The 12874-nt window shown below is 63.2% G+C and carries 15 protein-coding genes and 1 pseudogene; 10 read left to right on the forward strand and 6 right to left on the reverse strand.

What is annotated here, in order from left to right:
- The coding region (locus V7D69_RS13820) for a molybdenum cofactor biosynthesis protein MoaE (RefSeq protein ID WP_333606087.1) at window positions 1-212 on the forward strand (212 nt) is incomplete at its 5' end.
- A 403-nt stretch (window positions 213-615) separates the two neighbouring features.
- On the opposite strand, the gene V7D69_RS13825 is transcribed toward V7D69_RS13820, so the two are convergent.
- Entirely contained in the window at window positions 616-1014 is a 399-nt protein-coding gene (locus tag V7D69_RS13825; RefSeq protein ID WP_324062436.1) for a hypothetical protein, read from the reverse strand.
- A gap of 395 nt (window positions 1015-1409) precedes the next feature.
- On the opposite strand from V7D69_RS13825, the gene rplU reads away from it, so the two are divergent.
- From rplU to V7D69_RS13845, 4 genes are all read left to right on the forward strand, one after another.
- Complete coding sequence (gene rplU, locus V7D69_RS13830; protein WP_333606088.1) at window positions 1410-1706, forward strand: 50S ribosomal protein L21; 297 nt, start codon at window positions 1410-1412, stop codon at window positions 1704-1706.
- 26 nt (window positions 1707-1732) lie between these two features.
- The gene (rpmA, locus tag V7D69_RS13835; RefSeq protein WP_226792664.1) at window positions 1733-2002 is read left to right on the forward strand and encodes a 50S ribosomal protein L27; all 270 of its coding nucleotides are present in this window, start codon (window positions 1733-1735) and stop codon (window positions 2000-2002) included.
- Window positions 2003-2230: 228 nt separating this feature from the next.
- Window positions 2231-2803 (forward strand): GNAT family N-acetyltransferase, encoded by a 573-nt coding sequence (locus tag V7D69_RS13840; protein WP_324064798.1) that lies wholly within the window; start codon window positions 2231-2233, stop codon window positions 2801-2803.
- 146 nt (window positions 2804-2949) lie between these two features.
- Entirely contained in the window at window positions 2950-3504 is a 555-nt protein-coding gene (locus V7D69_RS13845) for a GNAT family N-acetyltransferase (protein WP_324064797.1), read from the forward strand.
- 5 nt (window positions 3505-3509) lie between these two features.
- Here the strand turns inward: V7D69_RS13845 and ygfZ are convergent, their stop codons facing one another.
- Both ygfZ and V7D69_RS13855 read right to left on the reverse strand, forming a co-directional pair.
- Entirely contained in the window at window positions 3510-4262 is a 753-nt protein-coding gene (gene ygfZ / locus V7D69_RS13850) for a CAF17-like 4Fe-4S cluster assembly/insertion protein YgfZ (protein WP_324064796.1), read from the reverse strand.
- Between the two features lie 102 nt (window positions 4263-4364).
- The gene (locus V7D69_RS13855) at window positions 4365-5270 is read right to left on the reverse strand and encodes a LysR family transcriptional regulator (protein ID WP_324064795.1); all 906 of its coding nucleotides are present in this window, start codon (window positions 5268-5270) and stop codon (window positions 4365-4367) included.
- Between the two features lie 124 nt (window positions 5271-5394).
- Here V7D69_RS13855 and V7D69_RS13860 point away from each other — a divergent pair, with 124 nt between their 5' ends.
- From V7D69_RS13860 to V7D69_RS13870, 3 genes are all read left to right on the forward strand, one after another.
- Window positions 5395-6090 carry a pirin family protein gene (locus tag V7D69_RS13860; protein ID WP_324064794.1) on the forward strand — a complete coding sequence of 232 codons (696 nt, stop codon included), beginning with the start codon at window positions 5395-5397 and terminating at the stop codon, window positions 6088-6090.
- A 65-nt stretch (window positions 6091-6155) separates the two neighbouring features.
- Window positions 6156-6734 (forward strand): nitroreductase family protein, encoded by a 579-nt coding sequence (locus V7D69_RS13865; RefSeq protein ID WP_324064793.1) that lies wholly within the window; start codon window positions 6156-6158, stop codon window positions 6732-6734.
- Window positions 6735-7054: 320 nt separating this feature from the next.
- Complete coding sequence (locus V7D69_RS13870; RefSeq protein ID WP_324064792.1) at window positions 7055-8380, forward strand: dihydroorotase; 1326 nt, start codon at window positions 7055-7057, stop codon at window positions 8378-8380.
- Here the strand turns inward: V7D69_RS13870 and rarD are convergent.
- Complete coding sequence (gene rarD / locus V7D69_RS13875; protein ID WP_324064791.1) at window positions 8357-9295, reverse strand: EamA family transporter RarD; 939 nt, start codon at window positions 9293-9295, stop codon at window positions 8357-8359. The genes V7D69_RS13870 and rarD overlap by 24 nt on opposite strands.
- Window positions 9296-9459: 164 nt before the next feature.
- On the opposite strand from rarD, the gene V7D69_RS13880 reads away from it, so the two are divergent.
- Window positions 9460-9900, forward strand: coding sequence for a glycine zipper 2TM domain-containing protein (locus tag V7D69_RS13880; RefSeq protein ID WP_324064790.1), 441 nt, complete (start codon window positions 9460-9462; stop codon window positions 9898-9900).
- A gap of 265 nt (window positions 9901-10165) precedes the next feature.
- Entirely contained in the window at window positions 10166-10879 is a 714-nt protein-coding gene (locus V7D69_RS13885; protein ID WP_324064789.1) for a hypothetical protein, read from the forward strand.
- A 7-nt stretch (window positions 10880-10886) separates the two neighbouring features.
- Here the strand turns inward: V7D69_RS13885 and V7D69_RS13890 are convergent, their stop codons facing one another.
- On the reverse strand, window positions 10887-12296 hold the full coding sequence (locus V7D69_RS13890; RefSeq protein WP_324064788.1) for a succinylglutamate-semialdehyde dehydrogenase: 1410 nt from the start codon (window positions 12294-12296) through the stop codon (window positions 10887-10889).
- 152 nt (window positions 12297-12448) lie between these two features.
- Window positions 12449-12874 (reverse strand): annotated as a pseudogene (locus tag V7D69_RS13895) (selenoprotein O); the annotation flags it as partial.

The following is a 12874-nucleotide window of genomic DNA, read 5'->3' on the forward strand; positions in this document are numbered from 1 at the left end:
TTCATCGCAGCGGCATGATGGTTCCGGGTGAGCCGATCGTTTTGGTCGCTGCCGCGGCCCGCCATCGCCGCGATGCCTTTGCCGCCGCCGATTACGCGATGGATCACCTCAAGAGCGAATCGTGGTTCTGGAAGCGGGAGAAGGCCAAGGGCGAATGGCATTGGATCGAACCGCGCGAGCAGGACATCTCGGATCTGGCTCGCTGGGCTTAATCGGCCTGCTGCCAAGCGAATTTCCTGGCACAATCACGGTGTCCCGCATCGGTAGAGAAGTGCTTGATGCCGGTTCCACTTTGATAGCGGTCAATGAGCTGGAGCAGCGACTGGCGCATTGAGGTCGTCGTCGGGGGCAAGGATAATAGGCTAAGCCAGGATGCTGCCCGAAACATTGGGGGCAGTGCCATGCCGATACCCTTACTCTGAGCGGAAGGCTGCAGGCGCGGCAATCCTGGCCATCATGTTGCCCGTGCTGATCCTGGGCCGGCGGCCAGGGTGGTCGCCGTCGCCTTCACCTGGCATTTCCGTCGAGCCGGGGGGCTATCGGCAAGTGCCAGAGGTTCGGAGGGCCCCTCTCCCGAGAAGGGGGAGGGGCTTCTCCGGCTTGCGGATTGTCCGATCAGCTCCGAAGGCGCGCGTTCAGGTCATTCAGGACGCGGTCCTGCGCCGCCACCCAATCGCTCACCTGATCGCGCGCCGCCGCGATGTTTTTGGCGCTTGATGGATCTTCCGCCAGCGCGGAAGTGCGGGCGTCGACATAAAGGGTGTCGAGTTCGGCCAGCGCGATCATCGCCTGCGATCGGCTGGATTCGAGCCGCGCGAGAGCGACGCTGGCAGTGCTCCACGAATCGCTGGCGACACTGCCGGCGGCGGCCACGGCTCGCTCTGCGGCGGGGCGATTGGCTTGGAATTGCTGATCGGCATCGCGCGCGGAGGCGACAAGGCTGTCCAGCCGGGTTGCGAGATTGGCGCTTGCCGGCGGCAGGGCGGGAGAGGAGGCGGCTGGCGGTCCGGCCACGGGCTTTGCGCTTCCGCTGATTCGCTCGACCGGGCGCTGCTCAAGCGAGGGATAACTGCCCGGGGAGGAACAGGCGGCCGCCAGGATCGGGAGCAATAGTGGTATCAATCGGGGTTTCGAGCGGATCATGGCAGTGGCCATAGCATGGCGACGGGGAGAGGGGAGAGGGTTTCCTCATCCGCGGCGCGGATCATGGCAGGAGCGCCCAGTCTCCGGTTGACATGGGGAGGGCGTTGCACTAACGGCACCCACTCTTTCCAACCCCTCGCCCCGTTTTGTGCGTGAGCGGTGGTTGGTGCGTCGCCCGCAAGGCTCCCACGGTTCTCGTCGGACCAAAGCGGTCGGGGCAAGGTTGTTTCGGCTCGTTTCGGGCATATGAATTAGGTAAGGGCACCATGTTCGCAGTAGTGCGCACGGGCGGCAAGCAGTACCGGGTTGCCGCCGGAGACAAGATCGCGGTTGAGAAGCTGGCTGGCGAAGCCGGTGACAAGATCACTCTGGGCGACGTTCTTCTGGCCGGCAAGGACGGCGAGGTTGCCGATGCCGCGAAGATCACCGTTTCGGCCGAAATCATCGCGCAGGCCAAGAGCGAGAAGGTCGTGGTGTTCAAGAAGCGCCGCCGCCATAACTATCGCCGCAAGAACGGTCACCGCCAGCAGATGACCCTGCTGCGCATCGTGTCGGTCGGCTGAAGCCCGCGCATTCGGAGTAACAGGAAATGGCACATAAGAAAGCAGGCGGCTCCTCGCGCAATGGTCGCGATTCAGCGGGCCGCCGCCTCGGCGTGAAGAAGTTCGGCGGTCAGGAAGTGATCGGCGGCAACATCATTATCCGCCAGCGCGGTACGAAAGTGTACCCCGGCGTGAACGTCGGCATGGGCAAGGATCACACCCTGTTCGCGTTGGCGGAAGGCCGCGTGCGCTTCCACGATGGCAAGCTTGGCCGTAAATACGTGTCGGTCGACGTCATGGCAGAAGCCGCCGAATAAGCGGATGGTCGATGAAAGGGCCATCCTGACGAGATGGCCCCGCCGGCACCACAAGTCCGGCTGAACGAGGGAGAGGGCCAGGCCCGTCTCCCTCTTTTCGTTTCTCCCTCGATTCGCCGCAGACCTGTTTCAGCGAGCCTTCGGACGCTGTCTGGGCCGGTTTGCGTAATGGCAGTGTCACGCGTTCGAACTATCGGAAAACGCGGGGCGAATGAGTGGGGAACATAAATGTTCATTCGCAGTGAGAGGTTGTTCCTGCGGCCCGGCTGGCCGGAGGATTGGGAAGAGCTGCTGAGCCTGATCGGCGACGAGAAGGTCGTGCGCCATCTTGCCAATGTGCCGTGGCCTTACACGGCGCACGACGCGCGCGCCTTCATCGCTTTGCCGCATGACCGGCTGCTACCGCGCTTCTTCATTACTCAGCCCGGCGCCAGCGGCGCCCGGTTGGTGGGCGGCGTGGGGCTCCATTCCGGTCTGGAGACGGCGGACGGGGCGCCCGAGCTGGGTTACTGGATCGCGCGAGACCTCTGGGGCCGCGGCTACGCCAGCGAAGCCGGCCGCGCCGTGCTCAGCCTGGCCCGCACGCTCGGGTATGAGCGCATCGTCGCGACTCACTTCATCGACAATCCGGCCTCGGGCAGGGTTCTCGAAAAGATCGGTTTCCGCCACACCGGGCGTCTCGTCGAACGGTTCAGCAAGAGTCGGGGGGCGAAGTTTCCCGCGCGCGAGTACGAACGCAGACTAGGGCATTGCGACAGTGACGATGACGGTGGCCTGATGCGCAGCAGGCGCGCAGCGTAAAAGGTCCCGACCATGACGGTAACTGATTGGTAAGACTGCGATGTCAGCAGTTTGGTCGTGCCTCCCCCATGAACAAACTTCGTGCAATCGCAGATGTTTGGGCGCATGATGCGTTTAGTGGGGGAAAAGAGACGGAGAACCGTGACATGTTCATCCGCACGGAGAGGTTGTTTCTGAGACCGGGCTGGCCGGAGGATCTGGATGATCTTCTGGAAGCGTTAAGCGACGACACCATCCGGCGTATGACTGTATTTGCGCTGCCGCGAACGCGTGAGGAGATCGAGACTTATCTCCGTCGTCCGCGCAATCCGCGCTTGCCCCATTTTTTCATGTATTTGCGCGGCGCGCAGGGCGCCAAGCTCGTGGGCGGCATAGAGTTCAATCCGTACCGCGGCGAAGTTGAAGTCGGATACTGGATTGCTCCGCGTCATCGCGGGCAGGGCTATGCCCTGGAGGCGCTGCGCGCGGTGATCGACTGGGCTCGCACTTTGGGCCATCATCGCCTGCTGGCCGAACATTTCGTCGATAATCACGCCGCGATCCGCGTTCTGGAAGCGGCCGGTTTTCACGACGCAGGCAGTGAGCGCCGGCGTTATAGCGCCGGCCGGGAGGGTGAAGCGCCCGCCCGCCTTTACGTGGTCGATCTGGAGCGCCGGGCGCAACCACAGGCCGAGATTGAGGACGATGCGCTCAGCGCGTGACGAGATTAGGACGATTCCGCTGTAGAAAGCCAGCTGGGGACAAGTTCCGGTGGAATGTCCTCCACCCGCAAGTGATCCACCGCCAGCCCAAGCTCGGGGTAAGCGACGCGTCGGCGCTTTTCATCCGAACGTGCAAGCGGGACCACCAGGAGGCGGCGATTGATTTTCTGCCGCCAGTTCATTCGGGCTGTATTTTCCTGCCCGACATAGCAGCCCTTGGTGAAACTGACGCCGTTAAGCTCGGCTGCGTTGCATTCCAGCCAGAGCGTCTCGCCATCGCCCAATTCGCCCACGCCTTCAGTCACCCCCATGGCGAGGCGGCGCGCGCGCCATGCAGCGTCCGCGCCAGTTTCGCTCTCTTCCGGGTCGGTCGCGTCAATAGCGGCGATCCAGCGTTCGCCCAGGGCCGGCAGGCGCGGATCAGTGGCGGCTGCATCGCCGATGTGCGGCCGCCAATGGACGGCCAACCCCTCGTCACGCACGATGTCGATCGCCTTGCGCAGGCGATACATGGACAGCCGACGGATCAACGCATCGGCGGCGGCAGCCTCGCAATCGATCAGCAGGCTTTCTCCCGCCGGCCACACCAGGAAGTCGAACAGCGCCTTGCCCTGGGGCGAAAGCAGTCCCGTCCAGACAGGAAGCGCGCCCTTTACGTCGGACGTAACGAGGCCCTGGAGGAAATCGGCGACGCTTTCGGTCGAATCGCGGGGGGAAAGACGGATGATGGCGCGGTCGAACAGGCGGGTTGCAGTCATGCCTGACTAAGTGGCGCGGGCGGCCCGGCGCCGCAAGGGCCTTATGCTCCCCTCTAAGCGTCTGTTTGGGAATGCCCGGAATGGGCATTTCCAAACCGCTTCCTACGATGGCTTCGCCAGCCGCTCGCGTATTTCATCCAGCACCCAGACCGCCGCAGGTCCCGGCGGACAGTCCTTGCGCCACAGCGCGACCAGAGCGTAATTGACGACGGTGCGTTCGGGCAGGTGCAGTTCGACCAGGGTGCCGCTGTCGAGGTCTGCCTGCACGCTGTGGCGAGGCATCGATCCCCAGCCGATCCCCTCCTTGAGCAGGGCGTGCTTGGCGCCGAGATCGGCCAGTCGCCAGGAGCGCGGGCTGAACACCGAGAAGTCCCGGCCTTCGGTCAGCGGGGAGCGATCAGTCAACACCAGTTGCAGATGTTTGCGGGCTTCGCCGGATGGAATGCGCGCCATTTGCGCCAGGGGATGTTCGGGCGCCGCGACCGCCACCATATCGACGCCGCCGATCGTTTCACGCTCAATCTCCGGATGGGGCTGAATGTCCGGCCCGGCGATGGCCAGGGTGGCCTTGCCATCCAGCACCAGCGCCGCCACCGCGCCGAGAGCTTCGACGTGCAGACGCAGCGACACCGTGGGGAACCTTACCTGAAAATCGCGCAACAGGCGCGCCAGGCAGGTGCCGGGCACCATCACGTCGACAGCGAAGGATAATTCCGCCTCAAGCCCTTGCCGTAGACTGCGCACTTTGGCGAGCAGAGCGCCGATATCGTCGTCGATCGCGCGCGCCTCTGAAACCAGGGCCCGGCCGGCTTCCGTCAATTGCGGTTTGCGCGATCCTTCCCGGTCGAACAGGCGCACATCGAGTTGCGTCTCCAACTGAGCGACGGCATAACTGATGACAGAAATGCTTCGACCCTGCTTTCGTGCGGCCGCATTGAAGCTGCCCTCTTCGACGATGGAGAGGAATATGCGCAATTGATCGAGGCTAGGGGAGATGACATCAGGCATTCTATAAATCCAAACATTTTGGTCGAATTTATACCAATTTCTCGATCGATTGCGAGCGGCTATCTCAGAGCCATCACTTGCTTCGGACCACGTGCAGACACGCACAGCAATTAAGGAGCGCCTCATGATCGAGCATCGCCCTTTCGAAAGCCTTGGCGCGGCCAATCACGGTTGGCTTGACGCGCATCACCACTTTTCTTTCGCCGATTACAATGATCCGGCGCGCACCAACTGGGGTCGTCTTCGGGTGTGGAACGACGATACCATCGCGCCTCAGACAGGCTTTCCGCCGCATCCGCATCAGGACATGGAAATCGTGACCTATGTGCGCAAGGGTGCGATCACTCACCGTGACAGCCTGGGCAATGAGGGGCGCACGGAAGCTGGCGATGTCCAGGTGATGAGCGCTGGAACCGGCATCCGCCATTCCGAGTACAATCTGGAGGATGAAGAGACCACTCTGTTCCAGATCTGGATCATGCCCGATCGCCGCGGGGAACAGCCGGACTGGGGTGCTCGCCCGTTTCCCAAGGGCGATCGCGCCGGGAAGTTCGTCATCCTGGCGAGCGGCACGGAGAGTGACGATGCCCTGCCGATCAACGCCGACGCTCGCGTGCTGGGCGCCACTGTCAAGGCGGGCGACACGGTGACTTATGCCACCAAGTCGGGCCGCCACGCTTATCTGGTTCCGGCCACGGGTCTTGTCCAGATTGGCGACGTCAAGGCGAAAGCGCGCGACGGCGTCGCGATCACCGGCCTGGACGCCATCACGGTCACCGCGATCGAGGACGCTGAAATCGTCCTGGTAGACGTTGCATAATCGAACACGGCGGAGCTTGTGTCTCCGCCGTTTTTCTCTCTCTCCCCAAGCCCAAGGACCTAATCATGACTGCTCGCGTTGCACATCCCAAGGTTGAGAAGATTATCGTGGACCGCTGGAGCCCCCGCGCTTTCGACGGCAGCGAGATACCCCAGGAGGATCTCGACGTGATCTTCGAAGCCGCCGGGTGGGCGCCTTCCGCTTTCAATGCGCAGCCCTGGACATTCCTTTATTCTCGGAAGGGCGATGCCAGCTGGGACTTGTTCCTTTCGCTGCTGGTCGAATTTAACCAAGGCTGGGCGCAGAACGCCTCGGCTCTTGTCTTTGTCGTCTCGGACAAGGTGATGCGTTCGGATACCGGCAATTCGGAAAGCTACAGTCACAGCTTCGATGCCGGTGCGGCCTGGGCGCTGGCAGCCATTCAGGCGCAAGCTCTTGGCTATCGCACGCACGGCATGACCGGGATCAAGTTCGGCGAGGCCGAAAAGGCGCTCGGCATCCCGGAAGATCATCGCCTCGAGGCAGCTTTCACGATCGGCCGGCAAGGGTCGAAGGAAGCCCTGCCGGAGTTCCTGCAGGCGCGCGAGGTTCCCAGCGCCCGCAAGGCGGTAAACCTGATCGCCAAGGCCGGCAAGTTCGCCTGACGGCGAGCCGCTTCAAGGTTCCACCCGCGCGGCGCCCGCGCTTCCCTCCCTCCCTGCGGGCGCCCGTTGGCCCGGTCTGCTCATAGAGCAGGCCGGGCCTTTGCTTTCGGCAGGGACGAGGGCAGTCCCCAAGCCATTGCGAAAGCGCTGTCCTACAGGTTGCGGATCGTGGCAAAAGGGCAGCATGACCCGTTCGACATTCTTGCACGATCCCTGGTGAAAGCTTACGCGGCGCGTCGAACGCGGCTGGGCTTTTTCTTCCTGGACTGTGTCAACTGTGTCAACCGGGGTGAACCTGGACAGTGAAAGAGACTAGCCCGATGACCTTCCAAGCGCCTGAACTCGTCCTCGCCAGTGGCATGGTGCACACGCCTTCCGGTGCCGTCGTCGCTGACGTTGCGGTGCGTGACGGAAAGATTCTGGGCATCGGCAGCTATCCGGACGCGACGCGGCGGATCGATTGCACCGGTCTTGATGTGCTGCCCGGCGTGATCGACAGCCAGGTGCATTTCCGCGAGCCGGGGCTTGAGCACAAGGAAGACCTTGAAACAGGCAGCCGGGCGGCTGTGATGGGTGGGGTAACCGCGGTGTTCGAGATGCCCAACACCAGCCCGAATACCGACACGCTGATGCGGGTGCATGACAAGCTGGAACGCGCGCATCACCGCATGTATTGCGATCACGCCTTCTACGTCGGCGCCACCGCGGAAAACGCCGAAGAGCTGGGCGAACTGGAGCGAGTGCCCGGCACGGCGGGAGTGAAGATCTTCATGGGCGCCTCAACCGGCAGCCTGCTGGTGGCGCAAGACGAGCAACTTGCCCGTGTCCTGGCTCATGGCCGCCGCCGCGTGGCCATTCATGCCGAGGACGAGGCGCGGATGAATGCACGGCTGAATGAGCGGGTGCAGGGCGACCCTTCGAGCCATCCCGTCTGGCGCGATGATGAGAGCGCGCTGATGGCGACGCGGCGGATTCTGGCGCTGGCCCGCGAGGCGCGCAGGCCGGTTCATATTCTTCACGTGACGACCCCGGCGGAGCTGGAACTGATCGCGCAGCATCGCGATATCGCCACGTGCGAAGTTACGCCGCAGCACCTCACGCTTGCTGCCGAAGATGCTTATCCGCGGCTGGGCACTTTCGCGCAGATGAACCCGCCGATCCGTTCTGCCGCGCATCGCGAAGGGCTGTGGCACTGGCTGCGTCAGGGGGTGCCCGATGTACTTGGTTCGGATCATGCGCCGCATACCAGGGAGGAGAAGGCGAAACCCTATCCCGCCAGTCCTTCAGGCATGCCCGGCGTGCAGACCCTGCTACCGCTGATGCTCGACCATGTTGCCAAGGGGCGCATGACGTTGGAGCGCTTGATCGATATGACGTCCAGCGGGGTCCAGCGCGTGTTCGGGCTGGTCGGCAAAGGGCGCATCGCAGCCGGCTACGATGCTGACTTCACGGTGATTGACAGAAAGGGCCGCTTCACCGTGACGGAGGCGTGGATCGAAAGCCGTTGCGGCTGGTCTCCCTTCACCGGCATGGAGCTGGAAGGCCGCGTGATCGGCACGATCGTGCGCGGCCATTCGGCGATGTGGGAGGGCCAACTCGCCAATCAGGCGCATGGCGAGCCCTTACGCTTTGCCGGGGCGCTCTGATGGTTTTCGCCGAGACAGCAGGTCCCAGCAGAACACCGCTATCGCGGTCCAGATGAATAGGAAGCAGACCAGCTGCACCGGCTCCAGGCGTTCCTGAAAGGCGAACAGGCCGACCAGGAACAATCCGGTCGGCGCTACGAACTGGAGGAAGCCCAATAGCGAAAAATCCAGCCGCCGCGCGGCGCTGGCGAAAAGAAGCAGAGGCAGGCCGGTGACAACGCCGGCGCAGGCCAGGAGGAGGCTGAGGCCGATCGATGATCCCATGCTGAGACCTTGCGGGCTGGTTGCCTGCCATATCAGCAAACCCAGCGCCGGTGGCAGCAGCACCGTGGTTTCCACCGCCAGGCCGGGTAGCGAGTTGACGGGAGCGAGCTTGCGGATGAGGCCGTACCCTCCGAAGGTGAGCGCCAGCGCCATGCTGATCCACAAGGTCGACAGGGCATCGCGGGCCAGCAGCGCCACGCCCACGGCGGCAATGGCCGCCGCCAGCCATTGCAGGCGGGAAAGGCGCTCGCGAAGAAACAGCGTACCGGCCAGCACGTTGACGAGGGGGTTGATGTAATAGCCAAGGCTGGTCGCAAGAACATGGCCGTGCATCACGGCTGCAATGTAGATCAGCCAGTTGGTGCCGATCAACAATCCGCTTAAGGCCAGGGCGCCAACCAAGCGCGGGTTGCCCAGCGCCGCCCGCAGCTCTCGTCCCTGGCGCGTGACCGCGATCATGACAAGGCAGAAGGGCAATGTGAACAGTAGCCGCCAAGCCACGATCTCGATCGGCGAGACCGCGCGCAAGAGCGCGAAATAGAGGGGGAACAACCCCCAGATGAGATAAGCGCCCAAGGCTTGTGGAAAGCCGCTGAAGCGGGCGGACGAGAGAGATGTCATGGGGTTACGGCCTAGGAGCGCTCCGTTCATCGGGCAAGACCCTCACTCGGTCTTGGTCTCGCGAAGTTTTTCAAGGGCCACCATATTCTGACGATCCTGTTGCAGGCCGTTCAGATTATTAAACCTAAAGATGAATGTGTCAGGCGAATCGAGCCGTTCGGCAGGTTCAGTCCTCCCTCACGAGGAGATTTGAAATGAACGCATTCTTCAAGGCTTCCAGCGTTGCGGTCGCGGCAGCCAGCCTTGCCGCCGCAGTCCCCGCCACGGCCGCGACCAGCTATGACTACGGGTTTCAGGCACCCGGTGAGCAGAGCTACGAGCACAGCCGGGAACGCTATTCGGGCGAGGATTGGCGCCGCGGCTATCGCACCGGGTATCGTGACTATGGCGACGAAAGTTACCGCGATTACCGTGATCGCGATCGCGACTCCCGCAGCTGGCGCGGGCGTGATGGGCGCTACTATTGCCGCAAGCCCAATGGCACGACCGGCCTAATCGTTGGCGGCGCGGCGGGGGCTCTCTTGGGGCGCGAGATCGATGGTGGTCGCGATCGTACCGTGGGCACATTGCTCGGGGCGGTAGGCGGCGCGCTCCTGGGTCGAGAGGTTGATCGCGGCAATTCCCGCTGCCGCTGATCGCATCGGCAACATCATCTCTTCGCGCGGACGGCGACGCGCGGGGGACCGTCCGGACCGTGGACCGCGTTCGGGCGGGAGGGCGCTCGCGATTATCGCGGGCGCCCTCAGCTTTTGGCCTTGCGCCCTTCCCGAAATGGGACGGCGGGCGGAAGCATCTGGCACTTCGTGCGGATTTCGCGTTTCATCCGGGCAGACGATAGAGACTTCATCAGGTCTGAAAAACGGACCCGCCCCGCCGCGGCGGGGAGGAAGGAACGCAACAATGATGACTGCCGCCCGTATCATGGCGTTTTCTTTTGTCGCAACTGTGCTGCTTACCGGTTGTGGGTCGGGCAACAAGGCGCCGAGCAGCGGCGAGACCGATCCGGCGATGGCCGGCGCATTGGGGGACCAGATCATGGTCGATCCAGGCATGACAGGGCAAAATGGCGCCGCCGTTGCGGTTAATGATGGCAAGATCACTTTGCCGCCGGCTGACCGCTCGCTCGAAGCCATACAGGCCGCGAAAGCGAAGGCGGCGGAAGTGGCCGGCGGGACGCTGCTTCCCGCCCCGCAACCGGCGCAAGGGGGGGCGAGTACGCTGACCGAAAGCGCCGCCACGGCCGCGCAAGTGGCGCAGGCGTCCCGGATCGCCCACACGGATTGCGCCGCTAAAGTGCAGTATTCAAATACCTGGGCAGCCAGGCTGCCGGCTGATATTCCAGTCTATCCACGGGGCGCCGTGCAGGAGGCAGCCGGCATCGACAGCAGCGAATGCACGCTGCGCGTGGTCAATTTCGTGACGCCGGTGACGCCTGAAGATGTCATCAGCTTCTACTACTCTGCCGCGCGCAAGAATGGGTATGGCGCTGAATACAAGCTGGACGGCGGCGATCATGTGCTTGGCGGTCGCAAGCAAGGCAAAAGCTACGTGGTTTATGCCCGCAAGCTGAACGGCGGGATCACCGAAGTGGATCTCGTTACCAGCGGGAAATAACCGACGCTTACTTCAGACCCACGCCGATGACTGCCCGAGGCTGCTCCATTTCACCCGACGCGACCGGATAAGCGCAGTAATCAGCAGCATAATAGCCCGTGGCGCGATGATTGCCGGAAAGGCCGATGCCGCCCACGGGCGCGGCGTGGCTGGGATTCACCGTGGCGCGGTTCCAGTTTACAATGCCTGCACGGGCGTTCGCCCAGAACCGGTTGTATTCCGGCGGCGTCCCACCGATCAGCGAAGCAGCCAGACCAAAGCGCGTGTTGTTGGTTTCGGCAATCGCCTCGTCGAAGTCATCAACGCGGATCACTTGCAGGATCGGCCCGAACAGTTCCACATCCGGGCGGTCCTTCATCGCGGTCGTGTCGATGATGGCGGGACTCAGGAACGGCAGTGCTTCCTGTGGGCGGATAAGGTGCTTGATGACCTTGCCGCCATGGCTGAGCAAGTACAGGAAGCTTTCGGTCAACCCGTCAGCAGCGGCGTTGTCGATCACCGGTCCCATGAAGGGCGCCGGCTCTTCGAAGGGGGCGCCGAAGATGATCCGGTCCGCGAGCGACTTCACTTCGCTCATCACCGCGTCATACATCGATGACTTCACGATCAGCCGGCGTGTGGCGGTGCAGCGCTGTCCCGTGGTGGCGAAGGCCGATTGCGTGATAAGCGCGGCAGCGTCCGTCAGCTTGGGCGTGTCCCACACGACCATGGCGTTGTTGCCGCCCATCTCCAGCGCCACCAGCTTGTCGGGACGAGTCGCAAGCCTGCGGTTGATGGCGATGCCGGTGTTGGCGGACCCTGTGAAAAGTACGCCGTCGACCCCGTCGTGAGCGACAAGGGCCTGCCCTTCGGTCGGCCCGCCCACCGCGAATTGCATGACCGCCGCCGAGATTCCGGCGCGGCTGAAGCAACGCGCCAGGATCTCGCCTGACGCGGGCGCTTTCTCGCTCGGTTTGAAGATCACCGCGTTGCCAGCGATCAGCGCGGGGACGATATGTGCGTTCGGCAGGTGAGCCGGGTAATTGAACGGGCCAAGCACCGCCAGCACGCCGTGGGGCTTGTGGCGCACGGCCATCGTGCCCTGCAAGGCGGAGTCGAGCTTGCGCTGGCTTGTCCGCTCGGCATAGGCGCGAATCGATATCTCTACCTTGTTAACCACCTGTTCGACTTCGGCGTTGGCTTCCCACATGGGTTTGCCGGTTTCCCGCGCGATGGTCGTCGCAAGCTTTTCCGCGTCTTTGCGCACTTCATTGGCGAAACGACGGACCAGTTCCATCCGGGTGGAGAGCGGCTGCGCCGCCCAGCCGGGCCAGGCACGCCGCGCGCGGGAAACGACGTCGTCCACGTCGCATACCTTGCCGCGCCAGATTTCGGCGCCCGTCGCCGGTTCGCAGGAGATGATTTCCGCAGTGCTCACGCTGCTGACACGTCCCTCATCGCTGGCTGCGGTCGCTCTGTTTGTCGCTGCGCGGCCCATTAGAGTTAATGATCCGTTGGTCAAAAAAGTTTTCGAATTGGAAGCCCTATGCCACAGCTATTCCTACCGCGATGCTAACGGCGCGTTGAAAATCATCGAAGCCCCTGGGGGCGGGGCGGTGAGCCCAGATGCCGGCCCAACTCGCGGATATCAGCCAGCTTGCCGTGGAGCGGTGACCAATCGTCATGCTGGTCGATCGCGGACCATATCCGCTCCACTTCGTCGATAAGCATGCCAGGGGGCGACGCTTGCTGCCAAAAGAGCGAGTCGGTTTCCGCAAGGGGCCGATAACTCCTGAGCAATTGCCCGAAATCGTCCTGCGCGGGGTCACGGCCGGTTCGATGAGCGAAGAAGAATTGGTCCGGCGCCTCGCCCCTTTCGACCATGCTGTGTTCGGCGGCTTGAATCAGCGCGGTATCCGCTTCCAGACCTTGCCGCTCGATGCCCAACCGCCACGTGAAGCGGCGAGCCATCGCCTGCTGGTAAAGCGGTCCAAAGCGGTCGAGCGCGGCAATCAA

This window comes from Novosphingobium sp., assembly GCF_036733805.1.
GTDB lineage: Bacteria > Pseudomonadota > Alphaproteobacteria > Sphingomonadales > Sphingomonadaceae > Novosphingobium.

Excerpts from the sequence above, each read along its gene's own strand:
- rplU (WP_333606088.1), top strand. The coding sequence starts at position 1,410 with ATGTTCGCAGTAGTGCGCACGGGCGGCAAGCAGTACCGGGTTGCCGCC.
- rpmA (WP_226792664.1), top strand. The coding sequence starts at position 1,733 with ATGGCACATAAGAAAGCAGGCGGCTCCTCGCGCAATGGTCGCGATTCA.
- V7D69_RS13840 (WP_324064798.1), top strand. The coding sequence starts at position 2,231 with ATGTTCATTCGCAGTGAGAGGTTGTTCCTGCGGCCCGGCTGGCCGGAG.
- V7D69_RS13845 (WP_324064797.1), top strand. The coding sequence starts at position 2,950 with ATGTTCATCCGCACGGAGAGGTTGTTTCTGAGACCGGGCTGGCCGGAG.
- ygfZ (WP_324064796.1), bottom strand. The coding sequence starts at position 4,262 with ATGACTGCAACCCGCCTGTTCGACCGCGCCATCATCCGTCTTTCCCCC.
- V7D69_RS13855 (WP_324064795.1), bottom strand. The coding sequence starts at position 5,270 with ATGCCTGATGTCATCTCCCCTAGCCTCGATCAATTGCGCATATTCCTC.
- V7D69_RS13860 (WP_324064794.1), top strand. The coding sequence starts at position 5,395 with ATGATCGAGCATCGCCCTTTCGAAAGCCTTGGCGCGGCCAATCACGGT.
- V7D69_RS13865 (WP_324064793.1), top strand. The coding sequence starts at position 6,156 with ATGACTGCTCGCGTTGCACATCCCAAGGTTGAGAAGATTATCGTGGAC.
- V7D69_RS13870 (WP_324064792.1), top strand. The coding sequence starts at position 7,055 with ATGACCTTCCAAGCGCCTGAACTCGTCCTCGCCAGTGGCATGGTGCAC.
- rarD (WP_324064791.1), bottom strand. The coding sequence starts at position 9,295 with ATGAACGGAGCGCTCCTAGGCCGTAACCCCATGACATCTCTCTCGTCC.
- V7D69_RS13880 (WP_324064790.1), top strand. The coding sequence starts at position 9,460 with ATGAACGCATTCTTCAAGGCTTCCAGCGTTGCGGTCGCGGCAGCCAGC.
- V7D69_RS13885 (WP_324064789.1), top strand. The coding sequence starts at position 10,166 with ATGATGACTGCCGCCCGTATCATGGCGTTTTCTTTTGTCGCAACTGTG.